The organism is Thalassotalea euphylliae, from assembly GCF_003390335.1.
In the GTDB taxonomy this organism is placed as follows: Bacteria; Pseudomonadota; Gammaproteobacteria; order Enterobacterales; family Alteromonadaceae; genus Thalassotalea_F; species Thalassotalea_F euphylliae_B.
The window spans coordinates 1,407,414-1,429,704 of sequence record NZ_QUOU01000001.1 but is presented as its reverse complement, the minus strand read 5'-3'; the positions used below and the strand labels follow the sequence as shown (position 1 = coordinate 1,429,704).

General features: G+C 45.5%; 17 protein-coding genes. 7 read left to right on the top strand and 10 right to left on the bottom strand.

The features are described from left to right. Positions 1-142 precede the first annotated feature (142 nt). The 4 genes from DXX93_RS06350 to DXX93_RS06335 all read right to left on the bottom strand — a co-directional run bounded on the left by DXX93_RS06350 (position 143) and on the right by DXX93_RS06335 (position 6,913). The gene (locus DXX93_RS06350) at positions 143-1,297 is read right to left on the bottom strand and encodes a helix-turn-helix domain-containing protein (protein ID WP_116007361.1); all 1,155 of its coding nucleotides are present in this window, start codon (positions 1,295-1,297) and stop codon (positions 143-145) included. Positions 1,298-1,565: 268 nt separating this feature from the next. Further along, the gene (locus DXX93_RS06345) at positions 1,566-2,225 is read right to left on the bottom strand and encodes a nitroreductase family protein (RefSeq protein ID WP_116009851.1); all 660 of its coding nucleotides are present in this window, start codon (positions 2,223-2,225) and stop codon (positions 1,566-1,568) included. A gap of 348 nt (positions 2,226-2,573) precedes the next feature. Further along, positions 2,574-5,732 carry an efflux RND transporter permease subunit gene (locus DXX93_RS06340; protein WP_116007360.1) on the bottom strand — a complete coding sequence of 1,053 codons (3,159 nt, stop codon included), beginning with the start codon at positions 5,730-5,732 and terminating at the stop codon, positions 2,574-2,576. Then, positions 5,729-6,913, bottom strand: coding sequence for an efflux RND transporter periplasmic adaptor subunit (locus DXX93_RS06335; RefSeq protein WP_181902161.1), 1,185 nt, complete (start codon positions 6,911-6,913; stop codon positions 5,729-5,731). Before DXX93_RS06335 ends, DXX93_RS06340 begins: the two co-directional genes overlap by 4 nt. Positions 6,914-7,129: 216 nt before the next feature. On the opposite strand from DXX93_RS06335, the gene DXX93_RS06330 reads away from it, so the two are divergent. Next, on the top strand, positions 7,130-8,254 hold the full coding sequence (locus DXX93_RS06330; protein ID WP_116007358.1) for a hypothetical protein: 1,125 nt from the start codon (positions 7,130-7,132) through the stop codon (positions 8,252-8,254). 158 nt (positions 8,255-8,412) lie between these two features. After that, entirely contained in the window at positions 8,413-10,371 is a 1,959-nt protein-coding gene (locus DXX93_RS06325; protein ID WP_116007357.1) for a methyl-accepting chemotaxis protein, read from the top strand. A 143-nt stretch (positions 10,372-10,514) separates the two neighbouring features. On the opposite strand, the gene DXX93_RS06320 is transcribed toward DXX93_RS06325, so the two are convergent. The 5 genes from DXX93_RS06320 to DXX93_RS06300 form a co-directional block, all read right to left on the bottom strand. Then, positions 10,515-11,861 carry a sensor histidine kinase gene (locus tag DXX93_RS06320; RefSeq protein ID WP_181902160.1) on the bottom strand — a complete coding sequence of 449 codons (1,347 nt, stop codon included), beginning with the start codon at positions 11,859-11,861 and terminating at the stop codon, positions 10,515-10,517. A gap of 122 nt (positions 11,862-11,983) precedes the next feature. Next, on the bottom strand, positions 11,984-12,685 hold the full coding sequence (locus DXX93_RS06315) for a response regulator transcription factor (RefSeq protein WP_441351374.1): 702 nt from the start codon (positions 12,683-12,685) through the stop codon (positions 11,984-11,986). After that, the gene (locus tag DXX93_RS06310) at positions 12,686-13,591 is read right to left on the bottom strand and encodes an alpha/beta hydrolase family protein (RefSeq protein ID WP_258872599.1); all 906 of its coding nucleotides are present in this window, start codon (positions 13,589-13,591) and stop codon (positions 12,686-12,688) included. An 84-nt stretch (positions 13,592-13,675) separates the two neighbouring features. Then, the gene (locus tag DXX93_RS06305) at positions 13,676-14,773 is read right to left on the bottom strand and encodes a type 1 glutamine amidotransferase domain-containing protein (protein WP_258872598.1); all 1,098 of its coding nucleotides are present in this window, start codon (positions 14,771-14,773) and stop codon (positions 13,676-13,678) included. A gap of 258 nt (positions 14,774-15,031) precedes the next feature. After that, entirely contained in the window at positions 15,032-15,811 is a 780-nt protein-coding gene (locus tag DXX93_RS06300; RefSeq protein ID WP_116007353.1) for a PEP-CTERM sorting domain-containing protein, read from the bottom strand. Between the two features lie 454 nt (positions 15,812-16,265). On the opposite strand from DXX93_RS06300, the gene DXX93_RS06295 reads away from it, so the two are divergent. The 4 genes from DXX93_RS06295 (at position 16,266) to DXX93_RS20770 (ending at position 20,843) form a co-directional block, all read left to right on the top strand. Further along, positions 16,266-17,801, top strand: a complete 1,536-nt coding sequence (locus DXX93_RS06295) for an AbgT family transporter (protein WP_116007352.1) — start codon at positions 16,266-16,268, stop codon at positions 17,799-17,801. Between the two features lie 780 nt (positions 17,802-18,581). After that, on the top strand, positions 18,582-20,273 hold the full coding sequence (locus DXX93_RS20870) for a hypothetical protein (RefSeq protein ID WP_220347555.1): 1,692 nt from the start codon (positions 18,582-18,584) through the stop codon (positions 20,271-20,273). A 9-nt stretch (positions 20,274-20,282) separates the two neighbouring features. Further along, complete coding sequence (locus DXX93_RS06280; RefSeq protein WP_116007351.1) at positions 20,283-20,597, top strand: hypothetical protein; 315 nt, start codon at positions 20,283-20,285, stop codon at positions 20,595-20,597. Between the two features lie 54 nt (positions 20,598-20,651). Then, positions 20,652-20,843: a hypothetical protein gene (locus tag DXX93_RS20770; protein ID WP_116007350.1), complete on the top strand. Its 192-nt coding sequence runs from the start codon at positions 20,652-20,654 to the stop codon at positions 20,841-20,843. 2 nt (positions 20,844-20,845) lie between these two features. Here the strand turns inward: DXX93_RS20770 and DXX93_RS06270 are convergent, their stop codons facing one another. Then, positions 20,846-21,133, bottom strand: a complete 288-nt coding sequence (locus DXX93_RS06270) for a transposase (RefSeq protein ID WP_258872597.1) — start codon at positions 21,131-21,133, stop codon at positions 20,846-20,848. Between DXX93_RS06270 and DXX93_RS06265 the strand changes: the two genes are divergently transcribed. Then, a protein-coding gene (locus DXX93_RS06265; protein ID WP_116007349.1) for an IS3 family transposase occupies positions 21,127-22,283 on the top strand; the annotation gives its coding sequence in 2 pieces (ribosomal slippage) (positions 21,127-21,370 and positions 21,370-22,283; 1,158 coding nt in all). The genes DXX93_RS06270 and DXX93_RS06265 overlap by 7 nt on opposite strands. Positions 22,284-22,291: the final 8 nt, after the last annotated feature.

Genomic DNA, 22,291 nt, shown 5'->3' with positions numbered 1-22,291 from the left:
AAAGAACCGAACTTTCTCTGTCATACGCCAGCCCCGACATTTGGCAGATAGAGAAAGTTCACCCTCAGTTATTTACGTTATTACCACTCAAGCGTAAACGACTTATCTTGCATAACTTTTCATTTTTCGCCTGAACCTTTGTTTAGGTGGGCTGTTCAGTAACCTCACTGTAGATATCCGCGAAGTTTTCAACGCCCAACAGTTCAGCGCTTTCAATAAGGTCATCAATACTTTGGTGCCCCACTGCGATGCGATATAAACAATTTAGTAACAGCAGTAGCAACTTACTTTCAAAATCAGCAAGTCCTTTACCTAAGTAGATTTTATCCAACTGATTGAGTTTTTTGATGATGCCAGCATCCAAATGCCAAATAGACAATAATAAGGATGAGGCACCAAATAAACTTAACGGCAAACTTTGTGCAAAGTGATGATTCAAGGTGCAAAGTTCATTAATGCCTGACATAGCATGAATAATGAGCGCTTGGTTACCTGTGCTCTTATGTGCTAGTAAAAAGATACCCAGCACGCTAAAGACCAGCACTTGTTCAGCCAACACAGCATCTTTAAACCAAGCCGAGCCAGATTGTTTTTTGGTAAGCTGCAGTAGTTTGGGCGCTAAGGCGAAGACCTGACAATAACGCTCAATAATCACAGGTTTAACCTGCATATTTAAGGCGTCTTTTAAGGCAAATAACACCGCCAAATTAACGACGGTGTTAATCCCTAAATTACGCGCTATCGCTTCTCGTAAATCACAGGGGGTTTTTCCGTATATCGCCATGCTTGCCAAGCCAATAATACGACCAGAAAAGACAGGGTCTTTTTCAACAATGGTAACGGTATTGTTGAGATCTAAAATGCCTCGGTCTCGCTCTGCGAGCAGCTTTGCACAACTATCAGGCATTGGTGGCAATTCATTGGCAATAGCTATCAAACATTGGTCTTGTCGACCTTTGGGGTTTAGTGATAACTTTCGAAACCTCGATGGCGTAATACCAAATTTTTGCCTAAATGCACGCTCAAACGTTGCTCGCTCAGAATAGCCCAAGGACGTTGCAAGCTCTTCTATTGTCGGCTGCTTATTCAGCAAGGCTTGGACACACAGCTCATTGAGGAACTTTTGCTGAATGAGTTTGTAGCTAGTTTCTTCTTGGGCCAGTTTGCGACGAAATGACGTCATACTCATAGACAATGTCTTGGCGCAATGCTCAATGGTCAATGCCGCAGGTACAGAGCTTTGCGCTAATAATTTGTTGACGGTTTCGGTTAATGCCAGGTTAGTTTGCGACTCCACTTGATAGCTCTAACTCGCTGTAAAATGATAACTATTATGGTGGCTTTATTCAGCACCAACAAGCAGTTAATTGTATTTGTTGACAATAAATTGTTGCTCAGCAGGCACCTGCACTGCCCAACAAATCGAAAATCGAGTGGTAATTCAAGTTTACTGCTAATCTGGGCTTACCACCTTGAGTCGCATTGACATTAGCCTCACGACTAAAAAAGCCTATTAGTACTTTCGCACTAATAGGCTTTTGATTATTCGATAATGAGGTAAAAACTTATAAAACAGCGATTGTCGCTTCTTGTGGTAAGCGAGCCTTTGGTAAACCAAAGTTATAATCTTCACCGTCTTTGTGATACCCCATAGCTAGTGCAACCTCACAAACATGGCCGTCTAGCTCTTCGGCAAATAGCTCGCTAATCATTGCCGGGTCAACACCTTCCATCGGTGTTGAGCCAATACCTAAGCGCGCTAGTACGTGTAATGTGTTACCCAGTGCTAGGTAAGTTTGCGCCTTAGTCCATTCGCGGTTGTTACCCGTCTCGTCAGTGTTCGCCTCAGCAAAGCCAAATGCGCCATCTAACATGTCGTTGTAACGCTCTTGTGGTAAATGACCTGAAGATACTTCAACATCAACCACTTTACGGTAATCGTCTTTAGTGTAACTTGGGTTGTAAGCAAACAAAATCACGTGTGATGCTTCCGTGGCATGCGGCTGGTTGAACTGGTGCATGTTGGCAAACGTGTCGTGAAAACGCTTTTTCGCTTCATCCGTTTCTAGAATGATAAACTTCCACGGTTGAGAGTTAATTGAAGAAGCTGACAAGCGAAGCGACTCTTTGATCACCGCCATGTCTTGTACTGAAATTTTCTTGCTCGCATCGTATTTTTTAACGGTATAGCGATCGCTTAAATCTTTGATAATTTGATGAGTCATGTCTTTCTCTACTGCTTGTGGGTTACTGCTAAATTGACATTTACCAGCAGCAACACCACTAGAATGTGTCAATGGCGCGCAGCATACCTGAATCGCATTCGGTGAAAAATACAGATTTTGGAAAAACATTATCAAGGAATAATTAATAATATCCTAACGCTTTGTTTTCGTTTAAAAATATAAAAAACCACTCAATTTACCGTTACAAAAGCGAACAAATCACCTTAGCTTAATAACAAAAAGCGCCAGACAATGCTGGCGCGTTTTCAGTGTGATTTCAGGTATTGTCTCGGCAATAGCTCACGAATGCCACGACATTTGTTGTTACAGGCTAAGCCATTCTGCCACTCAGCTACTGGTTGCTAATTCAGGCTTAGCCACTGGTGTGGTTTTTTCCTTGATCACGGCAACAAGTAACGCAGGTAAAAACGTTAGGCTCAAGAAGGTTGAAACAACAATACCACTGAGCACAATTATTCCCACGCCACGGTATAGCTCGGTTCCCTCTCCCGGCAACAATACGAGCGGTGCTAAACCAAAAATCGTGGTTGCAGTTGACATCAAAATTGGTTTCAAACGCTTATTCACTGCCGCCAGCACAGCTTCTTTAACCGCCATACCTTGCTCAAGTACAAAGCGCCGTGTTTGATCAACAATTAAGATCGGGTTGTTAACCACAGTGCCGAGCAAAATTAAAAAGCCGAGCATGGTGATCATATCAAACGGTTGGTGACTTGCCGTGAAACCAATACTCGCCAGTAGTGCGTTCACACCATTGACCGTCACTAACCCAAGTAGCCCTCCCGCCATGCCTAGCGGCACTGTTGCCAAGATAAACAGAGGATAGCGCCAGTGTGTGAAAATGGCGACCAAGAGCAAATAGCTCAACACTAACGCAATTAAGAAATTTCCTGATAATGAATTTCGTGTCGCTTCCAGCTGATCAGCGGCACCACTGATACTCACATTAATGCCCTGTGCTATTTTGCCCTCTCTCCATAAGGTGGGCAGCAGCTGCTCACGGACGGTTTGCTCGGCCGTTTCTAAGGCGACAGTACGCGGAGGAATAATATAAACCGTTACTGTACGATTGCCATCAACACGGCGTACAGAGTTACTGTTTTTACTTTCTTTTAAATCGGCCAATGCATGTAATGGCAGTACTTGCCCAGACGAAGTCACAATCGGCGTGACCGCTAACTCTTCCAAGTTTTGCTGATTGCCGGCACCGCTAAACATAAAAATATCGATTTTATCGTCGTTGAGGATCAGCTCATCGACATAAGCACCGTCACTCATCGCCGCTACAGAATAGCCAAAATCGTTATTATTGATATTTAGCTCTGCGAGACGATGCCAACGCGGCTTTATTTCAATCAGTGGCTGATCTAAGGTCAGCGATCTTGGCTCCGAATTAATTTGCGGGTTGTCGAAGTAGACATTGGCTTGCTCGTAAACCGCTTCTGCCGCGCGATACAGCTCGATAATATCACTCCCCGAGATATCAACCGCAACGGCGCGTGTCCCGCCGTCATTACTGGAGATAATCGAGCCACGAGCGGAGAACGCACGCATGTTGTCGTAACTGCGGAATTTGTCGGTAATGGCCGACATCATGGCATTGATATGCTGCGCATCAACCGGCGCGCTCAACAGCCAAATACGACCGACGGATACTGACATAGAGTAATAAGCTAGCGGCGGCATATTGGTATTGCCCGCGTTAAATTCGCTGTCGTCTGCTTGAATAAACTCATCAAAGTAAACTCTAAGCTCAGCGCCTATTTTCTCCATTTCGGACAAGTTGTAATTCGGTGGTGCAATCATCATCGAGAAGGCTTTGGGCTCTTCGCCTTCTGGCAAGTACTCAGCAGCGGGCATTAATAAATAGCCTGCGCCTAATGTCACGACAACAAACGCCAAAGCCGCCGCTCTGGCTCGTGCGCGCGTTTGGGTAAACCAAGTCGCAACAGCCAGCCACTTTTTCGATAACGTAAATTGCTGCCCTTGTTTGATATCGCCTTTCTTACTGATGTTCGCTAACGCCGCTGGCACGATGAATATTGCCACGAGCATGGAGGCGATAATGGCACCAGAAATGGCAATCGCAATATCTGAATACAGCTGCCCTGCTTCTTGCTCAACAAACAAAATCGGCGCGAACACTAACACTGTGGTTGAGGTTGACGCTAACACCGCAGGCCAAACCTCACTTACGCCAGCAATCGCCGCTTTGGCTTTGCTCACACCCTGGCGCTTGGCTTGAATAATCGACTCAAGTACAACGATGGTGTTATCAACGGTCATACCGATAGCAAACGCCACCCCTGCCAACGAAATAACATTGATGGTTCGCCCGAACATCATCAACGCAAAAAATGCCGCAATGGTACAAATTGGGATCCCCATCACGCCAACCAAAGTTGCTTTGCCTGAGCGCAAAAAGAAGTACATCACCAAAGTTGCCAACAAGGCACCGAGTATCAAATTCACCCACACATTACCCAGCGAGCTTTGCACGTATTGCACGTCATCGCTGGTCAGCTTGAGCTCTAAGCCATTTTGGGCGAGGAGTTGACGATTGATATCTTCAACCACAGGCAACATGGCTTCTTTGATCGCCAATACATTGGAGCCGCTTTCACGCCTGACAGACAAGCTCAGTGTGCGCTCGCCATCGTTAAACGAAAGCCTTCTCGTTTCAAAGTGATCGAGCGTAACTGTCGCAACATCTTTAAGCAGAATATTGGCGTTGTCGCGACGAGCAATCACCAAGTTTTCCAGTTGACTCAGCTCTTCAAAACGGCCGATAACCCGCAATAGGTAGCGGCTTGCGCCGCTTTCAATATCACCCGCAGAACTGTCTTTGTTGCGATTGCGGATTGCTGTGCGCAGCTGCGGTAAACTAATGCCGCGCTGTGCTAGCCGTGCTGCGTCGACTTTTATTTGGATTTGCCGCTGCGCACCACCACGAACACCGACTTCTGAAACACCGGATACGCTCTCCATACGCGGTCGAATATAGTCTTCAGCAAAATCGCGCAATAAATCAACGTCTAAATTGAGTGGGTTACCTTTCACTGGCTTTAGTACAAAGTACATAAAGGCATTGCCAGAAAACGAGCTGGAAAACAGCCGGGGCTGATCAACGTTTTCAGGGTATGCCGGCACTTGACTAAGGGCGTTATTCACCCGAATCAAGGCATCATTGGCGTCGACACCAAACGGGAATTCGAGCTCAATTCGCGCTTGCCCCATTTCCGCATACGACACCATGCGTTTTAAGTTCGACAAGCTGCGTAAATAGCGCTCTTGCTCGATGAGTATTTCTTTCTCAACATCTTGCGGCGTCGCCCCCGGCCAACCAGTTTGCACGGTAATCGTACGTACTTCCAAGTCAGGGATCATTTGTACCGGAATATTCAGCGCTGCCGCCAACCCTAAAATGGTGGTGATCAACGCAATAACGGCAACGAGTGTGCCGCGGTGCACAGCAGAAGCGATCATGGGGTAGCTCCAATAACGCGATTAATGGCCAACAAAGCGCCGTCTTTTAGCAAGGCGACCCCAGTAACAACGAAATCGCGGTTCGCAGGTGCGCCAGCAACAGCAACCCGCTCCCCTTGTTGATCAACCACTTGCACTAAATAGCGTTTTGCGCGGTTTTGCTCGACCACAAACACGCTTCTGCCACCATCAGGGTGCTGTTTGAGGGCTGTTTTGGGCAACCAAACTAAGTTTTCAGCGGTGTTTGATGCATCAGGTAACAAGATATCCGCCCGTGCTGACATCCCAGCCACTAGGTCGTCAGTGGCAGGCAAATCAACATAGCCGGTAATAGTTCGACTGGTATTACTCGCATCGCCCACCAAACGGCTCAAGGTTGCAATAATTGGCTTATTTTGCAAAACGCTTGGCAAGGCGTCTGGGGTGATTTCCACTTGAACAGCATTACTGCCAAGCGTTGCTTGCCCTTCACTTTCAGTAAAAGCACCTTGATTATTAGCGCTTTGAATAAACGCAAGCTGTGTGAAATATTCTTGTGGAATGGCCAGTTTTAACCTGAGTTTTGCTTGCTCTACCAGCGTAAATGCGGGTGTTTGCTGGGTTATCCACTCACCGAGGTCAACATGGCGCTCACTAATCACCCCAGCAAACGGTGCGCGTAAGCGATGACGATTAACCACTTCTTGTTGCTCGGCAACTTGCGCCTGCACGCGCTTGAGTTCAGCATTGGCAATGGCAACACCTGATTCTCGCTCGGCCATTAAGGTTTCTGCTACCAATTGTTTTTTCGATAGTGTCACCACTTCTTGATATAGTCGCTCAGCTTCTGTTAGCGCCGCTTGTGTCGCAGCCAGTGAGGCCTCGCGCTGAGCGAGCGTCAGCACGGCTAACTTATCATCAAGTAGCAGCAATGGCTCACCTTTGGCCACGTGGTCACCCGCTTCAACTAACATATTGGCAACCACACCCACCTCGAGTGTCGCTAATTGCGCATGTTGACGCGCTTCTATTGTTCCTGTGAGCGACAAGGTTTGGCGAAATGCTTGAACCTGCGCTTTGAATACATCCACAGTCGTTGGCTTGGCACTACTGGCTTGCTGTTCAGCGTGTGTCATGGCGGTGGCGAGTATGCCAATGGTAAATAACAACCATTTGGCAGCAGTCTTGTTGTTTGTCTTCAAGGTCATCATTTCCTTAAATGATAATTATTCTTAATATTGTGAAATAGTAGAGTATTTAAGCGGCGCTTGTAACGTACCTGCGACAATATTTACGTTTCCTTTACAATATGTGTTTACCAATTGTAATTAATTGTGCACAAATGTGACTTTTTGAGTATGCACTCCCCTATAGCTTAGTTAGAATACGAGCTACCAAGTCTAAAAAAAGTCACTCACATGCTGTACAAAGCAAAACGTTCACTACTTATCTCAACAATCTCTGTTTTAACCTCAACAACAGGCGCTCTTTATTCAACAAATCTGCACGCACAAAATGCTGAGCCACAAGTTAACATTGGTGGCGGTGCTCGCTTTAACTATAGCTGGCGCGACTACGACAATGATTCGAACGGCAAGTTTGAATTTGAATTGTTCCGCATCGATGCCGATGTTACCCAAGGTAAGTGGTTTTTAGATGCTCAGTACCGCTGGTATCAAGATTTTGATACCGTGCATCACGCCGAAATCGGCTACAAGCTCGATGAGCAAAACACCATTGTTGGCGGTGTGACACAAGTGCCTTTTGGCATGGAACCATACGGTTCTGATAGCTTCTGGTTTACGGGCGCCTATTACCTTGGCCTGGAAGACGACTACGATTTTGGTGTCAAGTGGCGTCATGAGGGTGGCAACTGGAACGCCGATGTGGCGTATTTCTTTAATGGGGAATATGACGATGGCGCGCGCTATGGCCGCTATTCATTTGATATTGCCAATACCCCAGATCAAGCTAACCGTGAAGATGGTCAAGTTAACGGCCGTATTCAGTACACGATTGATAACCACAGTTTTGGTGCATCACTGCAAGCGGGCAAGTTTATCAACAGCGACAGCTTAGACAAGGGTGATCACTGGGCGGCTGGTGCCCATTACAAAGGCATTTATGGTAGTTGGACAGTACGCGCACAGCTTATGCAATACGATTATGAAACTAAAGCTAGCCTTGGCACCGACGATCATCGCATCGCTCTTTCAGCATTTGAATTTCCGTTTGATATCGCTACCAAAGCGACACTAAGCAACCTAAATATTGCCAAAACCTTCACTTTCAACAACGATTTTGTTGATACGGTTACTTGTTACAACGAGGCCACCGTGATTAACCCTACTGACGAAGCAGGTTTAACCGAATCCATTCAAAACGTGACTGGGTGTAACCTCGCCAAAGGTGGTTTGTATACCTACATTGACTGGATTGCCGGTAAGAACATGTGGTTTGTTGGTGGCCCTGGCGTGGGAATTGAACAAGGCCCTAACCGCTGGCGTTCACGCTTAAACATTAATATTGGCTATTATTTTTAACCCTGTTGTAAAAGCTTATTTCAGGCCTTTTACAACCCCTTGCTAAGCCAGTTTAAAGCGCGCGTTTTACTTTTTCATCAAAATTTAAAGCGCTGCGTTTGACTAATTGTCAAAGCTCACTAGATTTAGTGTTAAAGACAATAAGAAGAGGCGAATAGATGACAATATCACAAAAACTAATCTCCGCATTTATTGCAACCATCACCTTACCTTTGCTGATCATTTCAGCACTTATCATCAACAGAATTATTGACCAAGCGTATCTCGACTTTACCAACAATAATGTGCGAGAGGTAAAACAAATAGACTATTCCGTTGACTTGTTTTTCAAAGAAATCGCCAAGAACGTTGTTTACCTGACGGAAAAAGCAGCATTGATAAATGCTTCTCAAGATGTCGCTATCTACCGAGAAAACCCGAGCAGCACGAACATGACACCGCTTGAAAACGGCGAGCAGGAACGGGAAATATTCACGTTTTTTGAGCAGTTTGCCACGAGCCACCCCGGCATTTCATACATTTACTTTGGCAATAGTGAAGGTGGTTACGTACAGTGGCCGCAAGGCAGTATTGGGGCCAACTACGACCCGCGCCAACGCCCTTGGTATCAAGCCGGGATTCAAGGGAGTGGCGATGCAATTACCACTGACGCCTACTACTGGGAGCCAGACGATGCGGTCATAGTTTCAACCGTAAAAACGGTCACCAACAACGGAGAAACCGTCGGCGTCACGGGCATGGATGTATCGCTCACTGAACTCACTCAAATGGCAAAGAAAATTCAATTTGGCCGCAGTGGCTATTTAATGATCATTGAGGATACTGGCAATGTGCTCGTCGATGCCAAATACCCTGAGCACAATTTCAATAAAATAAACGAGATTGCCGGTGGCACATACCAAGCCTTGAGCCAGCAGAGCGAAGGGCAAGTTGAACTGATCATTGATGGCCAAACTCACCTCGCCAATATCTATGTGTCGCCGACTATGGGCTGGAAATACGTGAGTATTATGGAAAAATCAGAAGTACTCGAATCCGCCTATGATCTCGCCTTACTTATCGCAATAATCAGCCTAGTGTTGCTCGTCGTATTTGCCTTACTGGCGGTCTATCTCGCTCGTTTAATTGCCAAGCCAATAAGCCGTGTCACAGATGGCCTAGAAGAAATTGCCCAAGGGGGCGGCGACCTGACTAGACGCTTGGACGTTTCAACCTCTGATGAAACTGGCCAACTTTCCAATAGTTTTAACGGCTTTCTTGGCTCGATTGCCCAGCTGGTGCAAGAAATTAAACAAAGTGCTCAAAATGTTAACGAGTCTGCCGAGCAAACGTCCGCGTTATCGTTAAACCTCGATACTTCAATCAAGCAACAATTACACGCGCTAGATCAGTCAGCCACCGCAATTAACGAAATGGCGGCGACGGCTAACGAAGTCGCCAGCAGTTGTGCCAGCGCCGCTGACTCTGCCAGTAGTACCAAAACGGCTGCCGAATCAGGTCAACATTTAATAGAGCAAGCAGTAAATAGCGTTCATGATCTTGGTGAACTCACGCAAAAATCTGCTGACAGTATCCAACACTTAGATCGTGAAAGTGAAAACATTACCTCGATTTTAGAAGTTATTCGCGGCATTGCTGAGCAAACCAACCTATTAGCACTTAACGCGGCAATTGAAGCTGCCCGCGCGGGCGAGCAAGGCAGAGGCTTCGCGGTTGTTGCTGACGAAGTGCGCGCACTATCTCAGCGCACTCATGAATCCACCGAAGAAATTACTCTGCAACTGGATAAACTCAGGGCGATGACGCAAAAAGTATCTGCTGACATGGACATTAGTGTTGGTAAATCACAACAAACGATTGCCTTTACGCAAGAGGCCAAAACCTCATTTGATAGCATTACGAGCTCTGTCGATGCCATTAGCGACATGAATACACAGATAGCGGCGGCGGCGGAAGAGCAACAAGTGGTGGCAGAAGATATCAGTCGCAATGTGGTAGAAATAAAAATGGCCGCAGACGATGTTGCTGTTATTTCATCACAAGCGGGTGATAACTCACAAAACCTCAATAGGCTGTCTGCCGATTTAAATGGCCTTGTACAAAAGTTTAAGGCCTAGCCATTGAGCTTAATGTACAGATTTTAAAACGGGCATTTTACTCTAGAATAGTGCTTTGGCGTTGTGCTCTAGCCTTTTGTACTAATCATGCGCACTGACCTTGCACACTAACCAAGCCATTAGCCTTGCTTAAAGCCAAGCCATTAGCCTTGCTTAAAGCCAAGGCTAATGGCTGTACCTAGTGCGCTCGATTCAATATGAATGTTTATCCCAAGGTGGTCACACAGTCTTTTAACCAGTGACAAACCAATGCCAAAGCCTTGGCTTTGCTCGCCTTTGGTGCCCGTCTCAAACACCTTGGGCAACAAAGCTTCATTGATACCTTCGCCGCCATCGCTAATGCGTAACTTAAAGTCATGCCAATCGATAGTAATTTCACCTTGTTGTGTGTGTTGAAAGGCGTTACTGATCAAATTGCTAAGAACAATACGAAATGCTTGTGGATGGGTTTGAATGGTGGCGTCGCTAGGTATGTTGATCATTAATTCAATTGGCTTATTGTCAATCAGCTGGTGATGCTCAACCACGGTAGACTCCACCAAAGGCAAGACGCGCGATGCTTCATGTGCTAACTCCCCTTCTCTGGCCAACATCAGCAAGCTTTCAATACACAGTTGCATTTGTTGTTGTGCCTTGGCAATTCGTTCAATAATCGCCGTTTGCTCGTCACTAAGCGGGGTGTCTTTGAGCACGGTCACTGCCCCTTGGCTAATCGCAATTGGCGTGCGAAGCTCGTGTGAGACATCGCGGGTAAAGTGCTGTTCACGCGCGATAAAACTGCGCACGCGCGCGATTGCTAGCTCTAACTGCTGAGCAAACAAGCCTATTTCATCTTGTTTGAACTGTTTGGCAAAGCCGGTTGGCAGTTCATCCCCTTTAACTTGAACGAGCACTTGGTTCAATTGCTCAATCGGCCGAATAATACGCTTTGCCAACGACCAGGCAAGCCATAGGGTAAAGGCGATGACAATAGCGATAAATACGCCCTGAGTTTTTGCAATTCCGCCTTTGATATTGCGCACAATTAGTAGTTCGCTGACCTCAGCGACCAAAAAGCCCTTGGCTTGGACCCTATTTGCTTGTGTACCATTTGCTTGTGTACCATTTGCTTGTGTACCATTTGCTTGTGTACCATTTGCTTGTGTACCATTTGCTTGTGTACCATTTGCCAAGGTCACTAAGTGATAATGCTGCTGGTTTCGGCCCGTAAATTCAATGCGCTCTGGCTCTACTTTCAATACCTCACTAATCGCTGATGGCAGCTGTTCGATTGAGGGGTAATAGCGCACGAAGTTTAGCTGAGGGTTAACTGCCTCTCCGCTGTCTATTTGCTGCGCAACGAGCAATTTTTCTTGCTCGAGTAAACGGGAAAATAAGCTGTCCTCCACGTAATACGTAAACAGAAAACTGAGCGCCCCAAATAACAGACTAATAAAGAGGACTAAACCAATGCAATACGCCATTATTTGGCTGCGAATTTGGGTAAACATTACGGCTTCCTTTCGGCCAGTGGAGTGATTTTTGGCATACGCGTGTGAACCACGTGAACGTGCCATTAACAGCGCTAAATTCAAAGCGCTAAATTCAAAGCGCTAAGCTCATACCGCAAAACTTATACCACTAAAGTAAACCCAACACCGTGAATGGTTTTCACAACAGGTTCGTTAAACGGCTTGTCTATGGCTTTTCTCAGTTGGTAAAAATGAGAGCGCAGCGCATCTGACGATGTCGGCATATCTCCCCATAGCTTGTCACATAATTCACTGCGGGTTAATGCCCTTGGGTGTGCATCCATTAACAGCTGTAAAATCTTAAAAGGGATCGGCTGTAAATGAATTTCTTGACCGTTGCGCGTGACTTGCTTGCTGGTTAAATCCAGTGACAGCCTTCGATTACCTTCGCCAAGTTGCAACAGCTTTGGCTGCTGCAACTGATTGCGGGCGGCAAGTACTTGGCAACGAGCAAATAGCTCTTCAAGCGCAAATGGTTTGGTTAAGTAATCATCGGCGCCTTGCGCAAAGCCTGTTAGTTTGTCATCTAAAGTATCGCGCGCCGTCAGCATAATAATTGGGATATGGCGCTCTGCCTGAGCGCGAATCACCTGACACACGGCCAAACCATCCAACTTAGGCAGGGCAATGTCGAGCACAATACAGTCGAAATATTCACTAAGTGCCAGCGCACAGCCTTGCTCACCGTCATAAGCAAAATCCATTGTCACTGACCGTTGCTCGAAAAAGTCGGCTATATTGGCACTGATCGCCATATTGTCTTCAACCAATAACACTTTTAACGGCATGCTTTGCATCGACATTTACTGATACCAGTCGCTCAGTTGCTGATAGTAACCCGTTGGCAACACATGGCCTCCCTCAAAGCGTAGGTGCTTTTTATTTTTGGTCCCGATAAGCGCATATAATTCTGCGTTTTCTGATTCACTGGCGTGTTCGTCATCATTAGCAGAAACTAGCCATAATTTATCAAGATGCGCTAAATTGCCAAGTATATTTTTAGGGGCAACAATGGCAACCTTATCATCTAAATAAGGCGGCACAATAGAGAGTACCCGCTCAATGCGTTCATCGACTCCCGCCAGTAACAATGACACTTGCCCCCCCATGCTATAACCGGCAACACTGGTTTTGGTCGCATCAAACTGTGGTTGTTGTTCCAGCCAATCAAGTAACACGCGATAATCTTTTACGGTATCAATCACCATTTGCTCATAGGGTTCACGCTTGCCCCACCAATGCAAATCATTCATGACCTTGATAATGTTGTGATCTAAGTTTTTGCGTTTGCCATGGTTACGGCTATCAATGGCGATAACCGCATAGCCATTTGCCAGTGCTTGTTGAGTGAGTTTATCCGTTTGCTCTAGTGTTGGCCGATCTTTGAAGCTATCCATCCACCACCGATTTTCACTGCGCCCCATGGCATGCACTCCAAGCATCACAGGTAGTGCTTGTCCCGGCTCCGTATGCTCAGGGTAAACCATGCGACCATTGACAATCGCACCATCAAAGCTGGTATACGTAAACGCAAATTGATTCTTTGCCTCCTGCTCAACGTTCATCGTAACGGCGACGCTATCGCCAGCCGACTGTTGATGAGCGTAAGCCACCGCGATTTGTTGCTGATCAACTTGATACGGGTGCAATCCCCAAATGGCATACCAAAGTCCACCGAGCAGAGCAACAACACCGAGAGTACTGATCATTAGCCTTCTCCAATTAACGTCTCTTAGCCTGTTTAGCTTGCTTAGTTTATTTCGTAGGGCAATTTTGCTCATTGGACTACTCCTTTACTGGCTTAACTCAAGCAACAAGTTGGCGATTTGCGCATTGTCTGGAAACTTGTTTTTTGATGTTTGTAAACGTTTCATTGCGGTATGGGTGTCACTTTTATCGAGGTAAGCTTGAGCAATTGCCGTCTCTAACATCGGATGATTGACTTTAGCTTGCGTTAATTCCATCAATGCTAGCCCGACATCCAATTCAATTTGGCGAGTGGCGTGCTTGGCTTGGTATAACCCGATCATAGCGAGTAACATAGTGTCGTATTGCTCTGTATTGTTTTTATAGGCCAGCGCCGCTGATGCTCGGTCGGCGAAAAACGCTTCCGCCAGTTTAATGGTGCGATCGTCTTTAAAGTCGATATGCGCTGGCACAGGTAAGCCAAGTTCCGCAACTAATGCCTTGGCAGCGTCAGCGGTAGAAAATGGGTTTTGACCTGTCACTAAGCGCTTATCAACGCTGACTTGATTGAGCATTAAGCCGTCTTGCTGGTAACTTGCCCCTTGCGCGGTCAATTTATCTGCCAGCATAAAAGGCAATTGCCATTTCTTGGTGAAAGCTTTTTCTTCTTGGTTAGTAAACGCAGAAATGCGCTTATCTGCGATTAAGTAGTTACCGTTACTCAACTTAACATCTAACAGTGCCGCTGGGCCGTGGCAAACGGCACCAACAACGCCTTTGTTTTCATATACCTGCTTAATAATGGTTTTGACGTCTTTATTTGTGGCTAAATCAAACATTGGGCCTTTACCGCCAACGACATAAACGGCGTCAAATGCTTGCGAGTTAATATCTGAGAGTTTAACGCTGGCCGAAAGCAGCTTCACTGCTGTGGTGTCTTCAAGAAACTTTTGATTATATGGTTTGTTCTTATCAAATTTATCGGCGATTGGTTTACCGCCTTTGGGTGAGGCGAAAGTCACCTCAGCGCCCGCAGCATCAAAAACAAGATAAGACTTACTCATTTCATCAAATTCGTAACCAGGTTTGATCAGCTTGCCATCGGCACCTTTTTCACCATAACTGCTTAGTACCATCAGTATCTGTTGCGGCTCTTGCACAGGTTTCGCTGCTAAGGCGCTGGTTGCAGAAAAAGACAAAGTCATAGGCATCACCAGTGTTAATATCGAATGTTTCATCTCGGTAGCTCCGTTTTAGCTTGTTATCAACAGTAGCTAAGCTAGCAATATGGCCGTGAAGAAAATGTGAAGAAAAAAGCGCTCGGCTATGCAAACGAGGAAAAAACTAGAGGAAAAATTAGAAAAGGAAGTATTGGAGTAGCAAAGGCAGCTAGCTTATCAGCTCAGCTAGCTGCGCAGTGTTAGTATGACAAAGTAAGTTACGCTTAAATCGACAAAAACTGTTTAGCCACGCTGACGATTGCGCTGGCGATATTTCACACCTAACAGTAATAATGCCAATAAAAATAGTGGCGTTATGGCAGGAGCAGGGATTGCAGTCTGCTCAACAACTACATCAATTGAAGTCGAGGCCAATAAGGTGCCGTTTAGCAGCACGGATAATTGATAGGTAAAAATACCACTGGCTGCTGGGTCGATCATGCCAGAGAAGCCAAAACCCCGATTTTGTGAATTCTGTGCAACGTTAGTGCTACTAATAAGCGTTGCATATTCAACGGGATCTGCTGCCACTGTACCGCCGCCGTTACCTGTTGCATTGGTGCCCATGGCATTGTCGGTAAAAACTTGGTTGACGATATCACCACCTAAAAATGACGTGGCAACCGTGGGGTCAGTGTCAAATTCAAACAAGTAAGTAAAATCACTAAGTACTGCGCCGCTTGTCCCCGTGCTGTCGACGTTAACCGCGTATTCAAAGTTGAACACCGAACGCCCTGCGGGTATCGAGCTAAAGACGGGATCAAACGTGTATGTGCGGTCGCCATCATAATTGAAAATATTTTGTGGGTTACCAAATTCGTCGTATCGCAGTTTACCGCGCAGCGCGACCTCTACCCCGTTAACATTTACCCCAGTCCATGAGCCGTTGGCATTGCCAGAGCCAAAAATGACGTCAGGAGTGATCAGGCCAGTACCGTTGATGGGGGTAGCGTATACGGTATTGGAAAATAACAAAACAACAAGGCTTACTGCTTTAACTAGATTATTCAAGTTGGCAGACATTTATCTCGTCCTCGTAAAGTGTGCTACTCATTTTTGTGATTGATCAAACTAGCTTAAAAAGCCACGCTAGCTACTGTGTCAATAGCCCTTAACCGCAAGAGCGTTTCCTCATGCAAAACTAGCAATAACGATACCAGTGACATTATCAACAGCGTATTCATTGTGTTAGCGAATGAAGGCTCACGCCCCCCAATGAAAAGTGTAAATTATGGTGACAACCAGACCACTTTATGACGACTGCAATTAACAACTTTGTAACCCCCTCTTTCTATTTTCAGGGCAATTTCCTAAGATGGGTTTAATGCGTACAAATATCACGCAACGCACTGCGCACTGCGCACTAAGTTTGCACAGAACACAGCAAAAGAATTGCGCAAAACTGAATGACAACAAGCAATACCAAACGCAAAAATCAACACAATAAAATCACGAGAAAAATAATAAAGGTGAATTTATGACGGAACAGTCAGCTCCACTTATCCAACGTTTGCTCAACAAAGTCGAAATTTGGGGTAACAAACTGCCCGACCCAGCGGCGCTATTTATTGCCTTAATGGTCTTTGTATGGCTACTTTCTTGGGCGCTTTCAGGTGTCGACTTTAATGCTATTGACCCTCGCACAGGTCAAGCGCTAGTGATCAACAACCAGCTGAGCGGTGACGCAATGACCACCTTCTTCTCGAAAATGGTCACTAACTTTTCCCACTTTCACCCTGTGGGTGTGGTCTTGGTGGCTATTTTAGGTATTGGAGTCGCCGAATTCTCTGGTTTTATCAATGCCGGCTTGCGCGCACTGATGGCGGTAACGGGAAAATGGCTGTTAACGCCTATGGTGATTGCGGTTGGTATTGTCAGCCATACCGCCGTTGATGCTGGCTACGTGCTCGTTATCCCACTCGGTGGCGTCATTTTTTATGCGGCGGGCAGGCATCCGCTCGCGGGTATCGCTGCCGCCTTTGCGGGCGTTTCAGGCGGTTTTTCCGCAAACTTTGTACCGTCTTCTATTGATCCTATGCTCCAAGGCATTACGCAAGCGGGAGCACAAATCTTAAATTCTGAGATGGTGCTCAACCCACTCAACAACTACTACTTTACCGCGGCCTCTTCGATTTTAATAATTACCTTAGGCTGGTTTATCACCGACAAAATTGTCGAGCCGAAACTCAAAGGCAATGAACTCGATGGCGATTTATCTGACTTGCCGACCATGGAGCCATTACAAGACAATGAACGCAAGGCGCTGCGTTGGTCGTTGTTGGCAACGGTTATCGGTATTGTTTTACTGATAATTTCAACCTCTCTTGAAAACTCCGCATGGCGCGCCGCAGATGGCTCATTAACCTCGTTTTCAGCACCTTTGATGCAGTCTATCGTACCGCTAATTTTCTTGCTCTTTTTAATTCCTGGGCTGGTTTACGGCATCTTGATTGGCAAGATCAAAACCACCAAAGACTTTATTCAAGGGATGAGTAAAGCCATGAGTGATATGGGCTATTACCTTGTGATTATGTTTTTTATCGCCCAGTTTATTTATGCTTTTGGCCAGTCTAACCTAGGTATCTTACTGGCGGTGAAAGGCGCAGAAGCATTAAAAGCGTTGGCATTGCCCGGCGGCGTGACCATCACAGGGATTATTATTCTCACTGGTTTTATCAATTTATTTGTTGGCTCAGCGTCGGCGAAATGGGCGCTGCTTGCCCCCATCTTTGTGCCAATGTTAATGCAGCTCGGCATCTCACCTGATTTGGCACAAGCCGCCTATCGCATTGGTGATTCCAGTACCAATATCATTACCCCATTAATGCCTTATTTCCCGCTAGTCGTTGTATTTTGTCAGCGCTATGTAACCTCGGCAGGCATTGGTACGTTAGCCGCTATGATGCTACCGTTTTCCGTGATATTTATCGTCGCTTGGACGATTTTCCTAATGGTGTTTTGGAGCTTAGGATTGCCACTCGGGCTGCAAGCCACCTATGAATACCTGCCTTAGGTTTAAGACGAGGGCTTAGCTTGTTTGTGGATATCAAGAAAGGTCCCAAAAAAGAAAAGATCAACACGTAGCGAGCGACATAAACTCGCTACGTGTTTTTCTTGGTTACACCAGTTACTCCAAACACACTAAAACCCAAGCACACTAAAATTTATAAGTACTAAAAGAATTGTTACCAAGTTTGAGCAACCGCTAGCCAAACTAGCCTTCCACGCTTATGCTGATAACACCGTTTTATGGATAAAAAGGTTTCCCCTGTGCTCAGTGCCATATTTCCCAAAAAATCGCAAATTTCATACCTAACTAGAAGCGCATTTTTTCTTTTTGTGGCCTCGACAATGCTCTCAACGACTATCAATGCACAAGAGCGCGAATTGCGCTCCCACCGCGAAAACTGACGACTGCGCAAGCTGAGGTAGCGGCTGCCAACTATCAAAAATATTGTGCGTTATGCCACGGTAAAGACAGAGAAGGTTACACCATCAACAAACTAAGACGGCGCGGCTACACTCGCACCGCTGTGCTGTGGGAAGGCATATACGGCTGGATGCACCAAGGCTTTCCCGTCAGAAGAGGGGATATCGCCAACGTAAGCCATTAATATAACTCTTTAACATTCGGCATGAGCTATCAGCCGCGAAAATGATCCTTACCGTTAAGCACATTTGAATTTTCTCTAGCAGTGATAAACCCCTAATTGATGATGTCAATTGACAATCTGCGTGGTTGTGCGAGAATCTTGGTCGTTACATGGACAGGATTTGTGATAAAGGATGATTGATGGCATTGGATGCTAGCCCCTCGCGCATAAGCCGCGAGCAAGGGAATAACCCGCTCATTGGCGATAGCCACGCCGAACCGCCCACACCACAACAACTGATTACGGCCACAGCAATTCCAACGTCGCAGCTTAACCAGTTACCGGATGAAATACGACGCAAGCGGCGTAACCAAGCATGGAGTATTATCCCGCCAAGGCAAAGTGACTTGTTTCGCTACCAGCATAGCGCCATGTTTTGGGTCAAAGCCAACAAGCGTTGGCAGCAAGTCAGTTACGCGCAATATCGTCATCACACAGATGAATGCTATGCCTTTGCCCCTTATCAGGCACTTGAAGCTGATAACAACACGCCAAAATTTGCGGGTGGTGGCGCTGCCAACCATGCGCTTAATGCGATTAACCCCATTACGAGCCAAGGCGGCCAAATCACCAATGTGGTACAAAGTGCCTTAGCCACTAACAATGCATCGACCTCTTCGAATGGCTCAACTAGCGCGAACACACTCGCTAATACTCAAAATAACAAACGCGGCCTCACCCAAGCCGAAATCAACCAACGGTTTTTAGGGGCAAGTGTCGACCCAGAGCAAGCGTTAGAGCCTCATGTGTTTATTAGCAAACCCAATCATGGCGAGCAAATTGAACTCAAAAAGTCAGCACAGGTCTATATGCGCTTTAGCCAACATACCATGGCACCTGCTGATACGGTTGAATCGGTGGCCAAGCAATATACGGGGCAAGCAGACGTAGGATTAGTCTACCCCTACAACTTTAACGAGGGGTTTACCCGTCGCAATCCGCCACAAGCCGGTGATACCATCAAAGTCCCCAGTGGTTGGGATACCCATGTCGAAGGCTCGGTCACCAATGCCAGTTCAGTGGAAGTGAGCTGGCAAGGGGCAAGCAGTGGCAGTGATTTCATCTCCGTACCTAAACCCCAACCAAACCAGATGAGCTATTGGGAAACCCGCTTAACCCTCGACCCCGGCCTTTATCAATTAACCGCAACCGCCAATGGCGCAACGCACAGTATTGATATAGAAGTGCTTGAGACTAATGAAGAACTATATAACAATAAATTAAGCAGAATATACAAAGAGACAGCATCGACTATTGCCAATGGTGCAAAAGCTTCGATAGGAAACTTAGTTCCAGATTCAGTAAACGGTATTGCCAACTGGCTTGAAAAACTTTCACATCAAGAACCTGGCTCCTTAGGTAGGATGAACCAATGGGTAGAGGTAGACAATGAAGTCGCACAGGGCGTGGCAAATGATTTTAGGAAAGTAATAGCAGTTGGCACAGCATACTTTCCTGCGATACGAACAGGTACATCAGGCTCACTCCTAAATCAGCTAAATAAAAATGGCGTAAAGCATAATCCAGCAAATATTGTTCAAATAGGAAAAAATGCAGACGGAAAAATTATTTTTTTAGAAACAGGGAATGCTGGAGCAGGTTTACAACATATATTACAAAGACATGGTTCAGATTTTGTAAATAGGGGAATAAGTTACCCAGATATTCCCCTTGCTGTAATAACAGCAGTGACTAAAGGAAAAATTGTTGGCTATCAAGGAAAAGGAAAAGGTAGACCGATATATGAAATTAACTTTGCAGGAAAAACTCAGAGAATAGCTATTACAACTGGTAGTAATGGGTTTATTGTTGGAGCTAATCCAGCAAGATAGGAGAATAACATGAGAAAAATTAAACTAATGGCAGATTATGAGTGTTACCCGATTTGGGAAGAGTTTAGTGATGGCATTGATAATATTGATCCTTCTTCCCTCCCTATTTCTAATAGGCTAGCTAGCAGAATTAATAATTGGGCAGACGAATACGATCAGACTTTGAATCATCAAGATCCTTCAAAGTCTGGCTTTAATTCAGAAGAAGCAATGAAATCATTTGAAGTTCAAGGGAAACTATTGTTTAACGAGTTAAAAGAAGAGTTAAAAGGAGGCTTTGAGCTGAGTTATCTTTGCACAGAAACAGGAAAACTTGTCACTTAGGTAATTGCTTACAAGATCAGTGGGCATTTCTTTGTATTCAATTCAGTAGAAGGATTGATTGACGTTCATTACAGTGCATTAACCTATATCGCTTATCTTAGCTTGTTTATGGAAGTTGTACCGCCTAACTTTTACGCTTTTGTGGCGGGCAAAGGCAGCGCTTATCTCACCATCGAAGTGTGTTTACTGATACTTACCACATTGTTCACAGAGGCTGTTCAAAATTCTGTGTCAGCTAAATTTTAATTTTACAGGTCGATGTGCTCATCCAGTCGGCCTTCAAAATGAATCGCTAATTGCGACAGTGTCAAATTCCAGTTTTGAACCGGGTGCGTCCAGCGTTCTGAGACTTTTAAAATATCTGCGTATAGCAGCTTGAGCAAGCTGTTTTCATTGGCAAAGCCCCCCTTGGTTTTAGTCAGTTTTCTAAACTGGCGATGAACCGCCTCAACGGCATTGGTGGTATTGAACTGGTTTAATTGAGCCGGACACTTTAATAAAGGACAATATTCCAATATTGAGGTGTTAAATGACAAAACGAAAAAACAAAACCTATACAACCGAATTTAAACAAGAAGCTGTAGCCTTAGTGACTGAGCAAGGCTATACGGTCTCACAAGCCGCAGCTTCTTTGGGGATCACCACTAAACTCATTTATAACTGGAAAGCGAAACTTGAACAACAACAAGCTGGTAATGCGTTAAGTGAAGATGAACGAGCAGAGCTAAAACGGCTCAGAAAAGAAAATAAAGAACTCAAAATGGAGAAAGAGATCTTAAAAAAGGCAAGCGCCTTCTTTGCGAAAGAAATGAAGTAAAGTACGAGTTCGTCAAAGCCAATAGTCAGGCTCATGACGTCCGCAAGATGTGTGCTGTGATGCAAGTCAGTCGCTCTGCTTACTATGCATGGCTCAAACGGCCAGCCAAGTTAATTACGGCAGAAGAGCTTCATTTATATCGGCGAGCTAAAGCGCTGTTTAAACGCAGTCGTGAAAGCTTGGGCTATCGCGAGCTACATAAAAACTTACGCAAAGAAGGCTTTGAAATTGGTAAGCACAGAACTCGAAAGCTCATGGAAGCGTTAAACCTGAAAGTAAAGCAGCGAGTTGCCTACAAGGTAACAACGAAGCGTAAGCATGCTGATGCAGTTGCAGATAATTTGCTTAATCAGAACTTTAATCCGTTGGGGCCAAATCAGATTTGGGCTGGTGATGTGACTTATTTAAAAACAGGCGAAGGTTGGATGTATCTTGCTGTTGTGATGGATTTATATTCTCGACGCATTGTTGGTTGGCATATAGATAAACGTATGACGACTGACTTAGTGATGAAAGCCATGATTAGGGCTTATAACCTGAGAAAACCAGCTAAAGGCTTAGTATTCCACTCTGACCGAGGCTCTCAATACACCAGTAAGCGTTACCGTCAGCTGCTCGAACAATTTGGTATTCGAGCGAGTATGGGTGATGTGGGAGCCTGTTGGGATAACGCAGTAGTGGAGAGGTTCTTTGGCAGTTTGAAACATGATTGGTTACTTAAAGTGGCTCAACCTACGCGTGAGCATATGAAAAATGATGTTGTCGATTATATGAAGTATTACAACTTAGAAAGACTGCATTCAGCTAATAGTGATCTGTCACCAGTAGAGTATGAAAATTCTTTTAGAAAAGTGTCCGGCTGGAGTTGACCAGAACG

Bases quoted from the DNA above. Each gene is read 5' to 3' on its own strand.
- DXX93_RS06315 (WP_441351374.1), bottom strand. From the start codon at position 12,685: ATGTCGATGCAAAGCATGCCGTTAAAAGTGTTATTGGTTGAAGACAAT.
- DXX93_RS06330 (WP_116007358.1), top strand. From the start codon at position 7,130: ATGCTGTACAAAGCAAAACGTTCACTACTTATCTCAACAATCTCTGTT.
- DXX93_RS06325 (WP_116007357.1), top strand. From the start codon at position 8,413: ATGACAATATCACAAAAACTAATCTCCGCATTTATTGCAACCATCACC.
- DXX93_RS20870 (WP_220347555.1), top strand. From the start codon at position 18,582: ATGGCATTGGATGCTAGCCCCTCGCGCATAAGCCGCGAGCAAGGGAAT.
- DXX93_RS06340 (WP_116007360.1), bottom strand. From the start codon at position 5,732: ATGATCGCTTCTGCTGTGCACCGCGGCACACTCGTTGCCGTTATTGCG.
- DXX93_RS06310 (WP_258872599.1), bottom strand. From the start codon at position 13,591: ATGATCAGTACTCTCGGTGTTGTTGCTCTGCTCGGTGGACTTTGGTAT.
- DXX93_RS06300 (WP_116007353.1), bottom strand. From the start codon at position 15,811: ATGTCTGCCAACTTGAATAATCTAGTTAAAGCAGTAAGCCTTGTTGTT.
- DXX93_RS06280 (WP_116007351.1), top strand. From the start codon at position 20,283: ATGAGAAAAATTAAACTAATGGCAGATTATGAGTGTTACCCGATTTGG.
- DXX93_RS06295 (WP_116007352.1), top strand. From the start codon at position 16,266: ATGACGGAACAGTCAGCTCCACTTATCCAACGTTTGCTCAACAAAGTC.
- DXX93_RS06320 (WP_181902160.1), bottom strand. From the start codon at position 11,861: ATGTTTACCCAAATTCGCAGCCAAATAATGGCGTATTGCATTGGTTTA.
- DXX93_RS06305 (WP_258872598.1), bottom strand. From the start codon at position 14,773: ATGACTTTGTCTTTTTCTGCAACCAGCGCCTTAGCAGCGAAACCTGTG.
- DXX93_RS06345 (WP_116009851.1), bottom strand. From the start codon at position 2,225: ATGACTCATCAAATTATCAAAGATTTAAGCGATCGCTATACCGTTAAA.